At 65.2% G+C, this 20041-nt stretch carries 16 protein-coding genes; 9 read left to right on the forward strand and 7 right to left on the reverse strand.

What is annotated here, in order from left to right:
• The 5 genes from FNJ47_RS32670 to FNJ47_RS53995 form a co-directional block, all read right to left on the reverse strand.
• The coding region (locus FNJ47_RS32670) for an NAD(P)-dependent oxidoreductase (RefSeq protein WP_236000226.1) at positions 1-485 on the reverse strand (485 nt) is incomplete at its 3' end.
• A 3-nt stretch (positions 486-488) separates the two neighbouring features.
• Positions 489-1620, reverse strand: a protein-coding gene (gene prfB, locus FNJ47_RS32675; RefSeq protein WP_163160053.1) for a peptide chain release factor 2 whose coding sequence is annotated in 2 segments (ribosomal slippage) — positions 489-1550 and positions 1552-1620 — 1131 coding nt in all. Because the reading frame shifts where the segments join, the coding sequence is not laid out codon by codon here.
• Between the two features lie 202 nt (positions 1621-1822).
• Complete coding sequence (locus FNJ47_RS32680) at positions 1823-4321, reverse strand: penicillin-binding protein 1A (RefSeq protein WP_163160054.1); 2499 nt, start codon at positions 4319-4321, stop codon at positions 1823-1825.
• 265 nt (positions 4322-4586) lie between these two features.
• Positions 4587-5897, reverse strand: a complete 1311-nt coding sequence (locus tag FNJ47_RS32685) for an N-acetylmuramoyl-L-alanine amidase (protein WP_163160055.1) — start codon at positions 5895-5897, stop codon at positions 4587-4589.
• 615 nt (positions 5898-6512) lie between these two features.
• Positions 6513-7265: a hypothetical protein gene (locus FNJ47_RS53995; RefSeq protein ID WP_347341739.1), complete on the reverse strand. Its 753-nt coding sequence runs from the start codon at positions 7263-7265 to the stop codon at positions 6513-6515.
• Positions 7266-7274: 9 nt separating this feature from the next.
• On the opposite strand from FNJ47_RS53995, the gene FNJ47_RS32690 reads away from it, so the two are divergent.
• Both FNJ47_RS32690 and FNJ47_RS32695 read left to right on the forward strand, forming a co-directional pair.
• Positions 7275-9809 carry an Rne/Rng family ribonuclease gene (locus FNJ47_RS32690; protein WP_430649432.1) on the forward strand — a complete coding sequence of 845 codons (2535 nt, stop codon included), beginning with the start codon at positions 7275-7277 and terminating at the stop codon, positions 9807-9809.
• A gap of 105 nt (positions 9810-9914) precedes the next feature.
• Complete coding sequence (locus FNJ47_RS32695; RefSeq protein ID WP_163160057.1) at positions 9915-11147, forward strand: NAD(P)/FAD-dependent oxidoreductase; 1233 nt, start codon at positions 9915-9917, stop codon at positions 11145-11147.
• A 7-nt stretch (positions 11148-11154) separates the two neighbouring features.
• Here FNJ47_RS32695 and FNJ47_RS32700 read toward each other — a convergent pair whose 3' ends face one another.
• Both FNJ47_RS32700 and FNJ47_RS32705 read right to left on the reverse strand, forming a co-directional pair.
• Positions 11155-12489, reverse strand: a complete 1335-nt coding sequence (locus FNJ47_RS32700; protein ID WP_163160058.1) for a dicarboxylate/amino acid:cation symporter — start codon at positions 12487-12489, stop codon at positions 11155-11157.
• Positions 12490-12673: 184 nt separating this feature from the next.
• On the reverse strand, positions 12674-13861 hold the full coding sequence (locus FNJ47_RS32705) for a pyridoxal phosphate-dependent aminotransferase (RefSeq protein ID WP_163160059.1): 1188 nt from the start codon (positions 13859-13861) through the stop codon (positions 12674-12676).
• Between the two features lie 238 nt (positions 13862-14099).
• Between FNJ47_RS32705 and FNJ47_RS32710 the strand changes: the two genes are divergently transcribed.
• The 7 genes from FNJ47_RS32710 to FNJ47_RS51665 form a co-directional block, all read left to right on the forward strand.
• Positions 14100-15506, forward strand: a complete 1407-nt coding sequence (locus FNJ47_RS32710) for a M48 family metalloprotease (protein WP_163160060.1) — start codon at positions 14100-14102, stop codon at positions 15504-15506.
• Positions 15507-15593: 87 nt separating this feature from the next.
• Positions 15594-16361, forward strand: coding sequence for a DsbA family protein (locus FNJ47_RS32715; RefSeq protein ID WP_163160061.1), 768 nt, complete (start codon positions 15594-15596; stop codon positions 16359-16361).
• A gap of 133 nt (positions 16362-16494) precedes the next feature.
• Positions 16495-17445: a hypothetical protein gene (locus tag FNJ47_RS32720; protein WP_163160062.1), complete on the forward strand. Its 951-nt coding sequence runs from the start codon at positions 16495-16497 to the stop codon at positions 17443-17445.
• A gap of 126 nt (positions 17446-17571) precedes the next feature.
• The gene (locus FNJ47_RS32725) at positions 17572-18414 is read left to right on the forward strand and encodes a DUF1236 domain-containing protein (protein ID WP_163160063.1); all 843 of its coding nucleotides are present in this window, start codon (positions 17572-17574) and stop codon (positions 18412-18414) included.
• Between the two features lie 340 nt (positions 18415-18754).
• Positions 18755-19240, forward strand: a complete 486-nt coding sequence (aroQ, locus tag FNJ47_RS32730) for a type II 3-dehydroquinate dehydratase (RefSeq protein ID WP_163160064.1) — start codon at positions 18755-18757, stop codon at positions 19238-19240.
• Between the two features lie 52 nt (positions 19241-19292).
• Positions 19293-19796, forward strand: a complete 504-nt coding sequence (gene accB, locus FNJ47_RS32735; RefSeq protein WP_163160065.1) for an acetyl-CoA carboxylase biotin carboxyl carrier protein — start codon at positions 19293-19295, stop codon at positions 19794-19796.
• 25 nt (positions 19797-19821) lie between these two features.
• Positions 19822-20041 (forward strand): biotin carboxylase N-terminal domain-containing protein (locus tag FNJ47_RS51665; protein WP_283811327.1); only part of this gene is annotated, 220 nt, incomplete at its 3' end.

A 20041-nucleotide genomic window follows, 5' to 3' on the forward strand; every position in this document is an offset into this window, starting at 1 on the left:
GCACGATCCGTCATTTCGGCGCGGTCGGCACCGGCACCGTGTTCAAGCTGATCAACAATTTGATCGGCGCGGTGCAGATCGCAAGCCTTGCCGAGGGCGTGGCGATTGCCGAGCAGGCCGGTGACCGGGCAATCGATGTAGATCAGGCCGCGGCTCTGCAGCTCGCGCGCCATATCGAGCGTGTGCTGATACGAGACCGTGGAGCATTCGATCGCGAGCGTGCCGGCCTTCATGTTGGCGGCAGCACCATCCCTGGTCAGCCAGACCGCACGCGATGCCTCGTCGTCGGCGACCATGGTCACGACGGCGTCGGCATCGATCGCGGCATCCTCCGGCGAGGTCGCCCAGAGCGCGCCGCGCGCGATCAGGTCCTCGGCCTTGGCCTTGCTGCGATTCCACACCGCGACGGTGAAGCCGGCATCGAGATAACGGCCGGCCATGCCGTGGCCCATGCGTCCCAATCCGATGAAAGCGACGCGCGGCATGGGCTAATCCACATCCTCGACGGAGCCGGGCCCGGTGCCGAAGGCGCGCTGCGCCAGGGTCGCCGCCATGAACTCGTCGAGATCGCCGTCGAGCACCCCCGACGTGTCGGAGGTCTGCACACCCGTGCGCAGATCCTTCACCATCTGGTAGGGCTGCAACACATAGGAGCGGATCTGGTGACCCCAGCCGATATCGGTCTTGGCGGCCTGATCGGCAGCGGCCTGCTCCTCGCGCTTCTTCAGCTCGATCTCGTAGAGCCGCGCGCGCAGCATGTCCCAGGCCTGCGCTCGGTTCTTGTGCTGGGAGCGGCCGGCCTGGCACACCACCGCGATGCCGGTCGGAATGTGCGTCAGGCGCACCGCCGACTCGGTCTTGTTGACGTGCTGACCGCCGGCGCCGCCCGACCGCATCGTGTCGGTGCGAACGTCGGACTCCTTGATCTCGATCTTGATCGAGTCGTCGATCACGGGGAAAATCTGCACCGACGAAAACGACGTGTGCCGCCGCGCGTTGGAGTCGAACGGCGAGATACGCACCAGGCGATGCACGCCGGCCTCGGTCTTCAGCCAGCCATAGGCATTGTGGCCGGAGATCTGGATGGTGGCGGACTTGATGCCGGCCTCTTCGCCCTGGGACTCTTCGAGGAACTCGATCTTGAAGCCGTGCTTCTCCGCCCAGCGCGTGTACATGCGCAGCAGCATCTGCGCCCAGTCCTGGCTCTCGGTGCCGCCGGCACCGGCATGCACCTCGAGATAGGAATCGAACTTGTCGGCCTCGCCCGAGAGCAACGCTTCCAGCTCGCGCCGTGCGACCTCCTTCTTGAGATCCTTGAGCGCCTTCTCGGCCTCGGTGACCACACCAGCATCGTTCTCGGCCTCGCCGAGCTCGATCATGCCGACCTGGTCCTCGAGCTCGCGCTCGACCTTGCCGATTCCGGAGAGCGCATCCTCCAGCGAGGTGCGCTCCTGCATCAGCCGCTGGGCCTTCTGGGGATCGTTCCAGAGATTGGAGTCTTCAGCGAGCTTGTTCAGCTCAGCGAGGCGTGCCGTCGATTGATCGACGTCAAAGATGCCTCCTCAGCAGCCCGACTGACTGCTTGATCTCTTCAACAAGGCGTTCGATTTCCGCGCGCATGGTCTTTCAGGTGTTGGCAAAAAGGTTGCGGGGGATGTAGCGACCGGCGCGGCAAAGCGCAATCGGCTTGGCCACACTATCCCGGCGATTTGGATGGATCCATGGCTAGAGCCATTTCCGTTCAGATCGGATCAGAGCTCCAGGCATTTGTTTTGACGCGTTTTCTTCAAGCGAACCAGGACCCGCTTCGCTTGAAAACGCTCTAGTACAACCCCCCGGTTCCCGGACGCATGAAGAAGCCGCCGTCGGGCTGTTGCCCACCACTCTGCGACGGCTGGGGTTGGGGGGCGCGGCCGTCGGCATCGGCGACACCGATGACCGAGTAATTGTCGGGCGGCGCGGTGCCAGGCTTGAACGCTTCGAGGATGGTGTTACCGCCGTCGCCGGGGCCGGCACGCATGCCGGTCTTGGCATCGACGCGGATCAGCTTGATGCCGGCCGGAACCTTGAACGGCGTCGGCGGCTTGTCGGCCAGCGCGAGCTTGAGGAAGTCGCGCGCGATCGGCGCTGCCACGTGACCGCCGGTCGCTGCGCGGCCGAGATTGCGCGGCTTGTCGTAGCCCATATAGACGCCGACCGCGAGATCCGGCGAGAAGCCGACGAACCAGACGTCCTTCTCGTCGTTGGTGGTGCCGGTCTTGCCGGCGATCGGCTTGCCGACCTCCTTCACGACAGTGGCGGTGCCGCGCTGGACCACGCCTTCCATCATCTCGGTGATCTGGTAGGCGGTCATCGGATCCAGAACCTGCTCGCGGCGGTCGACGAGCTGCGGCTCCGACTGGCTCTTCCAGCCGCCGGGCGCGTCGCAGCCGCGGCATTCGCGGGTGTCGTGCTTGAAGATGGTATGGCCGTAGCGGTCTTGGATGCGATCGATCAAGGTCGGCTTTACGCGACGGCCGCCATTGGCGAACATCGAATAGGCCGTGACCATGCGCATGACCGTCGTTTCGCCCGCCCCCAGCGCGTAGGACAGGTAGTTCGGCAATTCGTCATAGACGCCGAAGCGTTTTGCATACTCACCGACCAGGGGCATGCCGATGTCCTGCGCGAGGCGCACCGTCACGGTGTTGAGCGAGCGCTGCAACGCGTTGCGCAGCGTGGTCGGGCCGTAATACTTGCCGGTCGAGTAGTTCTCCGGTCGCCACACGCCGGCGCCCTGCCCTTGATCGATCTCGATCGGCGCGTCGATCACCGTGGTCGACGGCGTATAGCCGTTGTCCAGCGCCGACGAGTAGACGATCGGCTTGAACGACGAGCCGGGCTGCCGGTAGGCCTGCGTCGCGCGATTGAACTGGCTCTGGTCGAACGAGAAGCCGCCGACCATCGCGAGCACGCGGCCGGTCCACGGATCCATCGCCACCATGGCGCCGGAGACTTCAGGCAATTGCCGCAGGCGATACTGGCCTTCGACCGCAGCGCCGTCCTTGGTCACCAGCGGGTCGGCATAGATCACGTCGCCCGGCTGCAGCACCTGCGAGACCGCGGTCGGCGCCTTGCCCTTGGACTTGGCCCAGCGCACGCCATCGATCGTGATGATGCCGGTCTGCCGCTCCTTGCTGACGGCGCCGCCGAGCTCGCGGCCCGGCTGGAAGCCGATCCGCGCCGACTGATCGCTGGTTTCCAGCACCACCGCCATCCGCCACGGCGAGATGTCGGAGAGCGATTTGACGTCGGCAAGCTTGACGCCCCAGTCGCCGGACACGTCGAGCTTGTGAACCGGCCCACGCCAGCCCTGCGCCTCGTCGTAATTGACGAGACCGGCGACCATGGTCTTGCGCGCCATCACCTGGATCTTCGGATCCAGCGTGGTGCGCACCGACAGGCCGCCCTCGTACAGCTTCTTTTCGCCGTAGCGCTCAAAGATGTCGCGGCGAACTTCCTCGGCGAAATATTCGCCGGCGAAGATATGCGCGCCGTTGGAGCGGCTGGTGACGTTGAGCGGATCCTTGCGCGCCTTGTCGGCGTCGGCCTGCTTGATCCAGCCGTTCTCCAGCAGACGGTCGATCACGTAGTTGCGGCGCTCGATCGCGCGATCACGGTTGCGCACCGGGTGCAGCGCGGCCGGCGCCTTCGGTAGCGAAGCCAGGTACGATGCTTCGGCAATCGTCAGCTCGTTGACCGACTTGTCGAAGTAGACCAGCGACGCCGCCGCGATGCCGTAGGCACCGAGCCCGAGATAGATTTCGTTGAGGTAGAGTTCGAGGATGCGGTCCTTGGAGTAGGCGCGCTCGATACGCATCGCCAGCAAGGCTTCCTTGATCTTGCGGGCGAACGAGACTTCGTTGGTCAGCAGGAAGTTCTTCGCGACCTGCTGGGTGATGGTCGAGGCACCCTGCGGGCGGCGGTTGGAGCCGTAGTTCTGGGCGTACAGGATGGCAGCACGCGCCATGCCCTGATAGTCGATGCCGCCGTGCTCGTAGAAGTTCTTGTCCTCGGCCGCGAGGAACGCGTTGATCACGAGCTTCGGCACGGCCTGGATCGGCAGATAGAGCCGGCGCTCCTTGGAATATTCGCCGAGCAGCGCGCCGTCGGCGGCATGCACGCGGGTCATCACCGGCGGCTCATAGTCCTGCAGCTGCGAGTAGTCGGGCAGATCCTTGGAGAAATGCCAGATGGCGCCGGCGACGGCTGCGACACCGACCAGGAACACGACGGTTCCGGCGGCGAACAAGAAACCCATAAACCGCACGAGCAGGCGCATTATCGAAGTTCCGTTCCTACCCTCCGGCGCTCAGTGATCAGAAGCGCCTGTCCAAAAGTGCGACAGCTCACATAACGAAGCCTCACACAACGAGGCCTCTCCATCGAAGCTTGGGCCCAGCGAGCCACCCAGCGCACGCGAATATACAAGAGCCGCCGGACAATGTGGTCGATTCTGCGAACCTGCGGTCCATTCTCTATACCGTCGCCGCTGTGGCCAAACTAGGGCTTCGGCGCAACGGCTGCGGCTTTTCAGGCTGCCAATTTCACTTTGCCGGTCCGGCAGTTGCAAGCCGTTTGGCAAAGAACGTGTCGATCGCCTGGACCATCGAGCCGACGGCCTTGTTCCGCCAGTTCTCGGAGACCAGGTGCTCGAGATCGCCCTTGTTGGAGACGTAGCCGATTTCGACCAGCACGGACGGCACGTCGGGCGCCTTCAACACCCGGAAGCCGGCCGATTTGAGCGGATGCTTGTGCATCCGCACCGTGGTCTTCATCTCGTCCATCAGGAGACGGGCGAAGCGGTTGGAGAACGTCTTGGTTTCGCGCTGTGCGAGGTCGATCAGGATGTCGGCGACATCCGTCGGCTCATCGGTCAGGTTCACGCCGGCGATGGCGTCGGCCTTGTTTTCCGCTTCGGCCAGCCGCTCGGCCTCAGCGTCGGAAGCCTTGTCCGACACCGTGTAGATCGTGGCGCCCTGGGCATCGCCCTCGCGACGCGGCAGAGCGTCGGCATGGATCGAGACGAACAGCGCCGCAGATTGGGTGCGAGCGATCTTCACCCGGTCATTGAGCGGGATGAAGGTATCGTCGGTCCGGGTCATGACCACTCGGTATTTGCCGGATTTCTCGATCCGGTCGCGCAGCGCAAGGCCGAAGCCGAGCACCAGGTTCTTCTCGGTCTGGTCGCCGGATTGGGTGCCATTGTCGATGCCGCCGTGGCCGGGATCGATCACGATCAGCGGTCGCGGGTCGGTGGTCGTAACCGGCGGCAACGCCGCGGTCGTGACGGCCGGAATGGTCGCGGTGGTGGAGTCGGAGATCGCTGGCTTCAGTTCGGGACGGCTCTCCGGCGCAAGCGCCTGCACGAAGGCCGTGCGGTCGATCTGCTCGAAGTCCAGCACCAGCCGCGGCGGCTGGCCATTGGCGGCGTCGAGCACGTAGGAATTGGCGATCTTCACCGGGCCGGTCAGGTCAAACACGATTCTGGAGCCGCCCGGCATCACGAGCCCGTAGCGGAATGCCTTCACCAGTCCCCGCCCCGCCGAGCCGGTACCGGTCGCGAGCTGGAAATTGACCTGCGGGATGTCGACCACGACCCGGTAGGGGTCGGCCAGCGGGAATGCGCGAAACTCGATCTTCCGGTCGAGGTCGAGGATGAATCGGGTCTGCTTGTCGTCACCGGCGAGCCTGGCGCCGGATGCGATCGGGAAATCCGGGGCACTGGCGGCCGGAGCCGATTGGCCGCCCTGCGGTCCCTCGGCGGCACTCGGGGCGCCGGCGACCGCAAACACCGATGCTGCGGCGCACAACAGCCCGCAGCCCAGAAAAACAAGGTGTTTTGCGCGGTTCTCCACCCGATTCGGAGCCTCCCAGCTGCTTCTTACCGCATTAGAACCACACGGTTAATCGCACCCTAATGACGCTCGGGCGAAAAGAACCGAGTGTTGCGGCGGCGTGACGCTTCCCTTGCACGCGGCGGTCAATCCACGTATGTACGGGGTGCTGACGGCTAGTACTCCCGGTTGTGTCGCGTTCAGCCTCTTGGTGCAGCGGTGGAACCTTCCACGTCGAAGATCCCGCCGTGTTTTTCCGGTCCCTCCCCAGCCAGCGCCGCGCGCGGCTGACACGGAGTGGCGGATTCAAGCCCGAGCGGCGTCCGGTCCCAGGCACACTCCCTCGCCAGAGGGACGGTTTGAGACACGGCATAACCGATTATCCGGTCCCTTGGGGCCTCGATATGCGATGGCCGGCAGGCGCTTCGGCGCCAGGCGGGGCTTTCAGCGAAAGATACGGCGGTATTTGTCGCCGCCAACATGTTTAGACGGGCCGACGCTTAATGCGCCAGACTGTATTGCCGACCAGGATCCGCCGAATGATCGCGCTGACGCGAGGTGAAAACTTCGCCCGTCGCATCATCCCGGTGAGTTCCCGTCCGGCGCTGCGCCGCGAGACGCGTTTTGGCCTTCCCCTCACCCCCGAATCAGGTGGACCGTCGCGTCACCGGGCGGCGCAGTTTGCGCGCGCCATGATCCGCGCCCGCCGCCGTCAAGAGTTCCAAAATGCCCAACAAGATGTTGATCGATGCCACCCACCCGGAAGAGACCCGGGTCGTTGTGGTCCGCGGCAATCGCGTCGAAGAGTTTGATTTCGAGACCGCCCAGCGCAAACAACTGCGCGGCAACATTTACCTCGCCAAGGTCACGCGCGTAGAGCCGTCGCTGCAGGCTGCCTTCATCGAATATGGCGGCAACCGTCACGGCTTCCTGGCCTTCAGCGAAATCCATCCCGACTACTACCAGATCCCGGTCGCCGACCGTCAGGCGCTGATCGAAGCCGACGAACGCGCCCATCGGGAGGCCGAAGAAGAGCACGAGAACCGCGGCCATCGCCGCCGGTCGCGCCATCGCAATGCCCGTCGCCGCGGCCATGGCGACCGCGTCCAGAGCGAGGTGGTCGAGGGCGCAGGTAACGCGCAGGCGCTGCCCGCCGTCGAGGGTCATGAACACGCCGTCGATGCCGCGCATCATGACTATGATGCCGGGCATCACGACCATGGCGTGGTCGCCCACGAAGGTCACGAGCATGAGGCGCATGAGCATGCGCATCACGATGACCATGAGCATCATGACCATGGTCACGACGTTCACGGGCACGATGACCATGGCCACGATGATCACGATCATGACCACCACGACCATGATCATACCCACGAACACGACCACGCCCCTGCCGTGAGCGGAGCGCAGGCCGCCGACACTCCGTCCGACCCCGTCGTTGCGGTGGTCGAAGCCTCCGTCGCGTCAGCGGTGCCGGAGATCGTCGAGACCGCCGAGATCAATCATGAGCCCGAGCGGGCCCATGAGGAGCGGGTCGAGGAAAACGCAGCACACGCCGACGACGCGCCGCATGTGGCTGCCGACGAAATCCACGCCGTAGCCGATGAGCATGCGGTCGCCGAATACGCAGGGTTCGCGGATGTGACCGTGCCCGAAGCCGGGCATGGCGACGAGGCCGGCGAAGATGACGATGAGGACGACGGCGAAGAAGGCGAGGAAGAGGACGTCGTCGAGTCCGTCGGCGGCGACGATGTGCTCGAGGAGGTTCCAGAGCGCGCCTTCCGCCCGCGCCGCCAGTACAAGATCCAGGAAGTGATCAAGCGCCGGCAGGTGATGCTGGTGCAGGTCGTCAAGGAAGAGCGCGGCAACAAGGGCGCCGCGCTGACCACCTATCTGTCGCTCGCCGGCCGTTACGCGGTGCTGATGCCCAACACCGCCCGTGGCGGCGGCATCAGCCGCAAGATCACCTCGGCCCAGGACCGTTCGCGGCTGAAGGAAGTGGTGCAGGATCTCGACGTGCCCGAGGGCATGGGGATCATCCTGCGCACTGCCGGCGCCTCCCGCAGCAAGCCGGAAATCAAGCGCGACTTCGAGTACCTGATCCGGATGTGGGAGACGGTGCGCGACCTGACGCTGAAGTCGCAGGCGCCGACCCTGGTCTACGAGGAAGGCTCGCTGATCAAGCGCTCGCTGCGCGACCTCTACAACAAGGAGATCGACGAGATTCAGGTGGCGGGCGAAGCCGGCTACCGCGAAGCGCGCGATTTCATGAAGATGCTGATGCCGGCCAATGTGCGCGCGGTGAAGCAGTATCGCGACGGCCAGCCGCTGTTCTCGCGCATGGGCGTCGAGAGCCAGCTCGACGCAATGTTCTCGCCGACAGTGCAGTTGCGCTCCGGCGGCTACATCGTGATCAACCAGACCGAGGCGCTGGTCTCGATCGACGTCAACTCCGGCCGTGCCACGCGCGAGCACCATATCGAGGACACCGCGCTCAAAACCAATCTGGAAGCGGCGGAAGAGGTCGCCCGACAATTGCGTTTGCGCGACCTCGCCGGCCTGATCGTCATCGACTTCATCGACATGGACGAGAAGCGCAATAACCGTGCGGTCGAGCGTAAGCTGTCCGACTGCCTGCGCCAGGACCGCGCGCGGATCCAGGTCGGCCGCATCTCGCATTTCGGCCTCCTGGAAATGTCGCGCCAGCGCATCCGCGCCAGCATGCTGGATAGTTCGACGGAGCCCTGCCCGCAATGCGGCGGCTCGGGCCACGTCCGATCGGTCTCGTCGGTGGCACTACAACTGCTGCGCGGCATCGAGGAAATCCTGATGAAGGGCGCGACCCACAATCTCGTGGTCCGCACCCGCACCGACGTCGCGCTTTACGTGCTCAATCACAAGCGCGGCCATCTGCGCGACCTCGAAGACGCCTTCAAGGTATCGCTGGCGATCGCGGCGGATGCCACCGTAAGCGCCCAGCAGTCCTACATTATCGACCGCGGCGAGCAGGTGCATACGCTCGAGGCCGCCAAGGCGCTGTTGGTGGCCCAGGCTGCCGCCTCGCCGCCGCAGGCCGACGAAGCCGACGACGAGGAAGAACTGCTCGAATACGAGGCCGAGATCGAGACCGACGAGACCGAAGGGCTCGTCGACGACCGGGCGGCCGGCGAGGAAGCAGGCGCCGCTGAGGGCGAAGGCGACGGCCAGCGCCGCAAGCGCCGCCGCCGGCGCCGTGGCCGCGGTGGCAGCGAGCCGCGTGACGGTGCCCAGCAGCCGCGCGAGGACGGCGATCTGATGCATGTCCTGCCCGAGGGCACCGAGGCTGTTGCCGCGGGCGAAGCCGAAGGCGATGAGGACGAAGGCGACGAAGCGCAGGGCGCAGGGCGCGACGACCAGGCCGCCAACGGCGATCGCCGCCCGCGGCGCCGCGGACGCCGTGGCGGCCGCCGCCGGCGCGGCTCTGGTGGACCGGAAGACGGTCTCGCCGGATCGATCTCCGATGAGTTGAGCCCGGCGCCGGCGTTCGAAGCCAGCGACGCAGTCGCCGATTTCGATAGCCACGACGCGGAGCCGGCTCCCTCGCTCGCGCAGCCCGAACTGGTCGCTCCTCCGCCGGAATGGCAGCCGATCGAGGCTACACCTGTCGAGTCAGCACCTGTCGAGGCCGCTGTGGTGCCCGCACCGGAGACCGCCGTTGCGGCTGCCGAGGACACGGCCGCCGAAAGCGACCGTGCGCAGCGGCGCCGTTCGACGGTGCGCGAAAAGGTCAGCTTCGCATCGAGCCCGCAGCCCGACACGTCGGCGCCGGCTCAGAGCCCGGCAGAAGAACCTGCCGCCGCAGCCGCCGCCCCTGAGCCCGCGGCAGCCGCCGCGGCCGAGGCTCCGGCCCGCAAGGGCTGGTGGTCGCGCCGCTTCGGTGGCGGCAACTAAGGCCCCCTGCAAGTCAAAACGCCCGGTTCACGCCGGGCGTTTTTATTGGACAGGCACTCCGTTCGTCAGACGCCGACGTGACGGAGCTTGACGGAGACGGACCCGATGCGAAGCGCGATCGTTCTTGGCGGCGGCATGGTGGGCGTCAGCACGGCGCTGCATTTGCAACGCCGCGGCTGGTCGGTCACGCTCATCGACCGCAAGGAACCCGGCCGCGAGACCAGCTACGGCAATGCCGGCATCATTCAGAGCGAGGCGGTGCGGCCCTATCCGATGCCGCGCGATCCCGCGACACTCGCCAGGATCGCGATGGGGCGCACCAACGACGTGCGCTATCGCCTCGCCTCGCTGCCGCAGCACGCCGGTCCGCTGCTGCGCTATTGGTGGAACTCGACGCCCGAGCGACACCGCGAAGCCACCCTCGCCTGGGCGCGCCTGATCGCCTACGCGACCGCGGAGCACGACACGCTGATCCGCGATGCTCATGCCGACAATCTGATCCGCCGCGCCGGCTATCGCCTGCTGCATCGCGACCCGGCGGCGCTGGAGCAAGCGATCGCCGTCGCCGAAGAGAACCAGCGTGACTTCGGCGTGACGTTTCGCGTGCTCGATGGCAAGGAGCTTGCCAGAGCGGAGCCTTTGCTGCGCGACGATCTGCCCGGCGCCATTCACTGGCTCGGGCCGTGGACCGTGTCGGACCCCGGCGGTCTCGTGTCCGCCTATGCCGGATTGTTCGAGCGCCTCGGCGGGACGCTGCTCAACGGCGACGCGCAGACGCTGACGCAGACGACATCCGGCTGGTCGGTCGACACCAGCGGCGGTCGGATCGATGCCACCCACGTCGTCGTCACGCTCGGGCCGTGGTCACCGCAATTGCTGCGCAAGTTCGGCTACCGGATTCCGCTGGTGCGCAAGCGCGGCTACCACATGCATTATCAGGGCGGCCGCTCGCTCGACCTGCCGCTGGTCGACACCGCGAACGGCTATGCGATGGCGCCGATGGCCAAGGGCATCCGCATCACCACCGGCGCGGAACTCACGAGCCCCGACGCGCCGGCGACGCCGATCCAGCTCGGCCATGCGGAAGCTGCCGCACGCGAGCTGATCGAGATCGGCAGCCGTGTCGAGCCCGAGCCGTGGTTCGGCACCCGCCCCTGCACCACCGACATGCTGCCGGTGCTCGGGCCTGCGCCGCGCCATCGCGGGCTGTGGGTGAACTTCGGCCACGGCCATCAGGGCTTCACGCTTGGCCCTGCGACGGCGCGTGTGCTGGCCGAAACGATGAACGGCGAGGCGTCCGCAGTGGACACCTCGCCGTATCGGTTGGACAGGTTCTGACGTCGAACTAATCCGTCGTCAGCGCGGTTTCCATGTCGGTCGGGTCGATCTGCCGGGCGAGATTGGCGTTGAGCTTGTCGCGGTCGAGCTCGCCCTCCCACCAGGCCACGATCACGCAGGCGACGCCGTTGCCGCACAGATTGGTCAGCGCGCGGCACTCGCTCATGAACTTGTCGATGCCGAGCACGATCGCCATGCCCGGCACCAACCGCGGATCGACAACCGCAAGCGTCGCCGCCAGGGTGATGAAGCCCGCGCCGGTGATGCCGGACGCCCCCTTCGAGGTCAGCATCGCCACGACCAGGATCGTAAGCTGCTGGCTGAACGAAAGGTCGTAGCCCAGCGCCTGTGCGATGAACAAGGTCGCCAGCGTCATGTAGATGTTGGTGCCGTCGAGGTTGAACGAATATCCGGTGGGCACCACCAGACCGACCACGGATTTCGAGCAGCCGAGCCGTTCGAGCTTCTCCATCAATGACGGCAGCGCGCTCTCCGACGACGAGGTGCCCAGCACGATCAGGAGCTCGTCCTTGATGTAGGCCAGGAACCGGAAGATCGAGAACCCTGCGATCCGCGCGATGATGCCGAGCACCACGAGGACGAACAGCGCCGCGGTCAGGTAGAACGTCGCGATCAGCCCCATCAGGTTGAGGATCGCGCCGGTGCCGAACTTGCCGATGGTGAAGGCCATCGCGCCGAACGCGCCGATCGGCGCCGCCCGCATCACGATCGAGATGACGCCGAACACCGCATGCGCGGCATCGTCGATGAACGAGCGGATGGTATGGCCGCGCTCGCCGAGCCCCATGATCGCGAAGCCGAACAGCACCGAGAACAGCAGCACCTGCAGGATCTCGCCCTGCGCGAAGGCGCCGACGACGGTGTCCGGAATGATGTGCAGCACGAAGTCGACGCTCTTCTGCGCCTCGGCCTGCTTGGCATAGCCGGCAACCGCCTGCGCGTTCGCCGCCGCATTGCCGAAGCCCGCGCCCGGCTTCACGATATTGCCGATCAGCAATCCGATCACCAGTGCGAAGGTCGAGACGACCTCGAAATAGACCAGCGCCTTGACGCCGATGCGGCCGACCTTCTTGGCATCCTGGATATGCGCGATGCCCGAGACCACCGTGCAGAAGATGATCGGTGCGATCACCATCTTGATCAGCTTGATGAAGCCGTCACCAAGCGCTTTGATCCACTCATTGGTGGCAAGCGACGGCCAGAACGCGCCGACCAGCGCGCCGAGCACGATTGCGATCAGGACCTGGACATAGAGAATCTTGTACCACGGCTTGCCACCGGCAGACGCCGGTGAAGCCGTGGCAACGGTTGCCGTTGCCATGTGTCACTCCCCCTCAGAAATGGCGGAAATAGCCAAGATCAACTTGGCCGTTCAAGTCAAATGGAACTGTGTGGGGCCTGCCGTTTATCCGCGGCGATCTGTCGCGTGCCGCTCCGCCGAAACCAGGGCCAGACGCGCGAAACCGATCTACCCGACAGGATGGAAGGCTCTTGAAGATTGCGGGCTATTTAAGCCAATGCGCGATCCGTGCAACAGCTTCCTGCATGTCCGCGGCCGAACGTGCATAGGAAAAACGGATGAAGGCACGGCCGTGGATCGGATCGAAATCGACGCCCGGGGTCGCTGCGACATGCGCCTTCTCGAGCATCTCGCTGGCGAAGGCGAAGCTGTCGGAGGTGAAGTCGGAGACGTCGGCATAGAGATAGAACGCGCCGTCTGCGGGGAGGAACTTGGTCAGCCCCGCCTTCGGCAGCCCTTCGATCAGGATACGGCGGTTCTCCTGGTAGCCGCGCTTGATCGCCTCCATCTCCTCCCGCCCCTCGAACGCCGCTTCGGCCGCGATCTGCGACAGGGTCGGCACCGAGATCGACAGATTCTGTTGCAGCCGTTCGATCGGCCGCACCAGCATTTCGGGCACCACCATCCAGCCGACGCGCCAGCCGGTCATGCAGAAGTACTTCGAGAACGAGTTGATCACGAGCGCATTCGGCGACAGCTCGGCCGCCGTCACCGCGGGAAACGCATAGTCGAGCCCGTGATAGATCTCGTCGGAGATGAAGCGGATGCCGGCGCTGTCGGCGGCCGCCATCAGGCTCGACAGCGCCTCACGCGACATCATGGTGCCGGTCGGGTTGGCGGGACTGCCGACCAGCACACCCTTCAGCGGCGCCTTGCGATGGGCCTCGAGCAACGCCTCCCCGGTCAGCGCGTGGCGGGTGTCGCCTGACGTCTCGATCAGCACCGGCTCGCAACCGAGCGCAGTCAGGATGTGCCGGTACGGCGGATAGCCGGGCACGGTGACCGCAACCCGGTCGCCCGGCTCGAACATCGCAAGAAACGCCAGGATGAACCCGCCCGACGAGCCCGTGGTGACGATGATGCGCTCGGCGTCGACCGCGCAACCATACGTGTCGCGGTAATGCCGCGCGATGCGTGCGCGCAGCGAGGGAATACCGAGCGCCGAGGTGTAGTCGATCCGACCGTCCAGAAGTGCGGCCTGCGCGGCCGCGATCGCCGGCTTCGGCGCGGATGCGGCCGGCTGCCCCACCTCCATGTGGATGACATGGCCGCCGGCGGCTTCGATTCGCGCCGCGGCAGCCATCACGTCCATCACCATGAACGGCGGAACATCGCTCCGGCCGGACGCTGTCAAAAGGCTGCTCACACGGTCTCTCGTTGTCGCTTCACGCATGGATTTCTGCTATTGCACGGCCGCTGCCGAATTCGAGTTCCGTTACCGTCTGCCGCCCCAGACTGGCCGCATTCGGTGGCTCCTTATAACGCTTTCAGGCCAAGTGAATACCCCAAGTGAATACCCGGCTCGCGTGAAGAAGAACTGCAAAAACAACAGACTGCGCCACGCGCCTGATCCGGTCCGGCCCGGAACCCGGTTTTGCGCCGGCGCGGCCAGCCATCGCCGGTAGATGCCCATGCTGTTCCGCCTCAGGCTTCGCACCACGACCTTCAAGCTCACCGCATTGCTGACCGCGGTCACGCTCGCGATCGGTCCGGTCGTCCCCGCGCAAGCCCAGCAGAAGGGCCCACCGGTGCTGCGCGACACCGAGTCCGAGCAGTTGCTGCGCGAATACACAAGGCCGATCCTGCGCGCCGCCGGTCTGGAGAAGCAGAATATCCAGATCGTCATCATCAACGACAGCTCGTTCAACGCCTTCGTCGCCGACGGCCGCCGCATCTTCGTCAACTACGGCGCGCTGCTGCAATCGGAGACGCCGAACCAGATCATCGGCGTGCTGGCGCACGAGACCGGCCATCTCGCCGGCGGCCATCTTGCCAAGATGCGCGAGCAGCTGGCGCAGGCGCAGACCCAGATGATCATCGCGATGCTGCTCGGCGTCGGCGCGATCGCTGCCGGCGCAGGCGGCCGCGGCGGTGGAAACGGCCTTTCCAGCGCCGGCGCCGCGGCGATCTCGGCCCCGCAGACGGTGATTCAGCGCACGCTGCTGTCCTATCAGCGCCAGCAGGAAGAAAACGCCGACCGCGCCGGCGTCAAATTCCTGAACGCGACGGGACAATCCGCCAAGGGCATGTACGAGACGTTCAGGCGCTTCACCGACGAGAGCCTGTTCGCCTCGCGCGGCGCCGACCCCTATTTGCAGTCGCACCCGATGCCGGTCGATCGCGTCTCGGCGCTGCAGGAGATGGCGCGCTCCAGCCCCTATTGGGACAAGAAGGACGATCCGGCGCTGCAGCTGCGTCACGACATGATGCGCGCCAAGATCTCCGGCTTCATGGAGCGGCAGGATACGGTCTACCGCCGCTATCCGCTGACCAACACCAGCATGCCGGCGCGCTACGCACGCGCGATCACGACCTATCTGCACGGCGATCTGCGTTCGGCGATCGCGCAGATCGACAGCTTGATCCAGGCGCAGCCCAACAATCCCTATTTCTACGAATTGCGCGGTCAGGCGCTGCTCGAAGGCGGCCGGCCGGCGGAGGCCGTCGCGCCGCTGCGCCGCGCGGTGCAGATGTCCGGCAATTCGCCGCTGATCGAGATGCTGCTCGGCCAGGCGCTGGTCGCCTCCGACAACAAGGCCTTGACCGACGAGGCGATCAACATGCTGCGGGCCGCGGTCGGCCGCGAGCCCGAGGCGCCGCTCGGCTATACCCAGCTCGCGATGGCCTATGGCCGCAAGGGCGACTATGCCCAGGCCGACCTGGCCTCGGCGCAGGCCGCCTATCTCCGCGGCGACACCAAGACCGCCCGCGACCTTGCGTCGCGCGCCAAGACGCGGTTCGCGATCGGCACGCCCGGCTGGGTCAAAGCTGACGACATTGTGAGCGCCAAGCCCATGCCGGGTCAGAAAAACAACTAGAAATAAACCGTAGTTCCATACAACGATCCCCCGAAACCGGCCCACGGCCGCGCCGTATTTCGGGCCACCTCGAACAAGGATTTTGTCATGCCAGCGCTTCGTTTTCTTGCCTCTGCCCTGCTCGCGCTCGGCGTTTGCGCCGCGCCGCTGTCGGCGTCCGCGCAGAGCTTCAACGATACCCAGCGCGGCGACATCGAGACCATCGTGCGCAACTATCTCGTCTCGCATCCCGAGGTGCTCGAAGAGGCGATGAACGAGCTCAGCAAGCGGCAGGCGGCCGCCGAAGCCGAGAAGCATGAGCAGAGCGTCGCCAAGAACGCCGACACCATCTTCAATTCGCCGCGCGGCGTCATGCTCGGCAACAAGGACGGCGACGTCACCTTCGTCGAGTTCTTCGATTACAATTGCGGCTACTGCAAGCGCGCGATGTCCGACATGATGGACCTGATGAAGTCGGATCCGAAGCTGAAGGTCGTGCTGAAGGAATTCCCGGTGCTGAGCCAGGGCTCGGTCGAGGCCGCGCAGGTCGCCGTCGCCGTGCGCATGCAGGACCCGACCGGCAAGAAGTATCTCGAGTTTCACCAGAAGCTGTTGGGTGGCCGCGGCGCCGCCGACAAGGCCCGCGCGATGGCCGTCGCCAAGGACGTCGGCCTCGACATGACCAAGCTCGAGAAGGACATGGCGAGCCCCGAGGTGAAGGCGACCATCGAGGAGAATTTCCGCCTCGCCGAATCCATGGGCATGAACGGCACGCCGAGCTACGTGATCGGCAAGCAGGTCGTTGTCGGCGCCGTCGGCGTCGACAATCTCAAGGAAAAGATCGGCATTGCCCGCTGCGGCAAGGCGACCTGCTGATCGTCCCTCGACGGCGCCCATTCAATCAGCAAAATCCGGCTGCCAGGCAGCCGGATTTTTTTATTGCCGTCACCGAACCAATGCCGCGCGGGCTGCAACCAAGGGCCATCACCAATCACGGAAACCGCGCGCCATGTCCCTGGCCTCGCCTACCCTGCTGGCCTCGCCTAACCTTGGCTACGACCTCACGCTCCTGAACACGGCGCCACAGCGTGGCACCGACCATGATCACGGCTGGTGCTACGGCCTGCCGTCAGGCATTCGCACCGAGCAATGGCCGCTGAGCCCTCATGATGGCTTTCCGATGCAGCACTGCTTCACGCTGCGGATTCCCGCGCAGTATCGCGCCAAGGGCCAATCCTACGTTGCGCTCGCGATGTTCGCCGATCAGCAATATGACGAGCCCGTCGAGATCGAGGCGGTCGCGCAATATCTCACTGCTGAGACCGTCGAGCGTCCGGCCGATCGCAATCTGCTGCCGTACTTCGCCTATCGGCAGAACCGTCATCCGATGGAGTTTCGGATGAAGGACATCATCGACCACAATTTCGCGGCGATCTGGCTCACGGAGACCGAGTTCGCAGCACCGCTCTGCCAGCCGCCGGAGCTCGCCGGCAATCCATTGCTGGAAGCCAATTCGCCGCCACGGTGGCTCGTGAAGGGCGCGGCGCGCACCGCGTTCGACGTCCATGTCGGCCGCACCACGCGCACCGACCAGCTGGAGAAGACGTACTGGTATCGCCTCTTCGGCCGCATCCCGGAGGCCGGACACCATGCTTACGGCATCGGGATTGCGCCACGCGACGGCGACCCCAATGTCGGCAAGCCGCCGCGCGATCATCTGCTGCACAAGGGTGAGCTCGGCGACTACATCGCGCCTTACGGTGAAGGCGGCAGTGCGCGCGGTCTCGAACGGCTGCACGGCCGTAACCATCTCGGCGGCACGATGTTTCCAAACCAGTGGACGCCGAAATACAGCGCGACCTATCTCGAGATCGAAGAGCATTTCGGTGGCTTCAATTTCGGGGGCGGCAACGGCCAGCTCGATCTTGCAAGCATGGAGTTCGACTGGGCCAGCGGTTGAAACGCGAATTGTTCATCGCGCATTCACACAACAAACAAACCGCGGGGAACCGCAAATCAACAGGAACATCGCACATCCTCTACCGTTGTCGGCGCGGGCAATGCTGAAACACGAGGAGGAATTTCGATGTCTAAACGCTTTCTGATTTCCGTTGCTGCGGCGGCCCTGATCGCTGGTACCGGCTTTGCGAATGCACAGGGTGCAGGCGGCGCCGGCAAGGACTCGCCTGCGACCGGCGGCGGCGCGACCATGCAGCACTCTGCACCGTCAGGTGGCGCGTCGTCGGGCACGACGCAGCACGATACGGGCGGCATGAAGGGTTCCGAGCATTCCACGACCGGTGAGTCTTCTCCGGGCATGAAGGGTGACTCGTCGGGGATGAAGGGCGCCGAGTCCGACAAGTCCGGCCCCGCCGCCAAGGGCGCGCAGGACAATACGCAGAAGTCGAAGGGCATGAGCTCGGAGAACGATGCGACCAAGGGCTCCAAGGAAGGCCCGAAGGACATGAAGGCCGAGAGCCACGACAAGAACGGCGCCATGAAGGCCGAAGGTCGTGACAAGAGCGGCAACATGAACGCCGAGAGCCGCGAGAAGAGCGGCGCCACAACCAACCAGAACGCTCAGACCAAGAGCCCGAGCGACACCGACCGCGCGCAGACCAACGACAGCAGCCGGACCCAGACCACGACCGGTAACGCGGCGACGTCGGCCACCGCGGCTCCGCCGGCCGAGAAGCGCACCCAGATCTCGACCGCGATCAAGTCGGAGCACGTCACCGAAGTCACCAATGTGAACTTCAACGTGGCGGTCGGCACCCGCGTCCCATCCGACGTGCACTTCTACCCGGTGCCGGAGCGCGTCGTGACGATCTATCCGCAGTGGCGCGGCTATGAGTTCATCCTGGTCAAGGGCCGCTACATCATCGTGCAGCCGGAGACCCACGAGATCGTCTACATCATCGAGGGCTAAGGTGGCCTCGGCCGCGAGGGTGCCATCCGGACCCTCGCCGCAATCTCAACCCCGCCCCCTCCCGGGGCGGGGTTTTGCATTCGACCACAACCCGCGATCGCCGGTGGATGACGGGCCGGAGCGCAGCTCCCGACGCGTCTTTCCGCAAGATTTGGTTAATCAGCAATTTCCGCAGGTTACGGCAACTACCTAACAGGGTGGAGGAAGCTGTTGAAGACGTTCCGATTTCACCTAAAGACTTCCCCTGCGGCCGGTTGTTACCTATAACCCGGCCCACTCCACCCCTCGCCCGGAACCCTAGTTGGGACCATTGCCGGAACCCTTGGCAGGAATCTTTGGAATGGCTGCTGCCGGAACGATTTATGTGCTGAACGGCCCGAACCTCAACCTGCTGGGGACGCGCGAGCCGGAGACGTACGGCCACGCCACCCTCGCCGACGTCGAGAAGCTGTGCGCGGACACCGCACGCCAGTTCGCCCTGATCGCCGACTGCCGGCAGTCCAACCGCGAGGGTGAACTGATCGACTTCATCCATGAAGCCCACGCCAAGAAGGCGGTCGGCATCATCATCAACGCCGGCGGCTACTCCCATACCTCGATCGCGCTGCATGACGCGCTGGTTGCGGTCAAGATCCCCGCCGTCGAGGTTCATGTCAGCAACATCCACGCCCGCGAAAGCTTCCGGGACCACTCGTTCACTGCTAAAGCCACCTTCGCGTCGCTTTGCGGCTTCGGCATCGACGGCTACCGGCTTGCGATCATCGGCCTCGCCACCAGGATTGGTGCGAAGACCGATGCTAGGACCGATGCTAAGCCAAAGACTTAATCGTCAATCCTGACGTTCCCCGTCACCAGACAGAGATTTCGGATCAAACAACATGGCGCGCCAGCCAGACGACAAATCAGCCGCAAAGTCCAAGAACGATTCGAAGAGCGACGACAGCGTCCTCATTCGCGAGCTCGCGCTTCTGCTTGCTGAGACCAACCTCACCGAGATCGAGATCGAGCGCGCCGGCCTGCGCGTCCGGGTCGCCCGCAACATCAGCATCGCGGCATCGGTGCCTTCAGCCCTGCATGCTGTTGCCGCGCCGGCCGCCGTGGGAGTGCCTGCTGCCGCGGTTGTCGCTGCGACAGATCTGGCAAAGCACCCGGGCGCCGTGCCCTCACCGATGGTCGGCACCGCCTATTGGTCGCCCGAGCCGGGCGCCAAGCCGTTCATTGAAGTCGGCACCAAGGTCAGCGCCGGCCAGACGCTTCTGATCATCGAGGCGATGAAGACGATGAACCAGATCCCGTCGCCGCGGGCCGGCACCGTGACGCAGATCCTCGTCGAGGACGGCCAGCCCGTCGAATTCGGCGAACCGCTCGTCATCATTGAATAGCTTCCCGTCAACGTCAGGCGCAGCGATGTTCGACAAGATCCTCATAGCCAATCGCGGCGAGATCGCGCTTCGCGTGCTGCGCGCCTGCAAGGAGCTCGGCATCTCCACCGTCGCGGTGCATTCCACCGCCGACGCCGACGCCATGCATGTGCGGCTCGCCGATCGTGGCGCGCGCGGCCGCCGCGAGTACGGGCGAGGGGCCTTCCTCCCAGACCTTCTGGTGACGGCGCTGCAGCGAGCAGTCG

The organism is Bradyrhizobium uaiense, assembly GCF_010811875.1.
In the GTDB taxonomy this organism is placed as follows: Bacteria; Pseudomonadota; Alphaproteobacteria; order Rhizobiales; family Xanthobacteraceae; genus Bradyrhizobium; species Bradyrhizobium uaiense.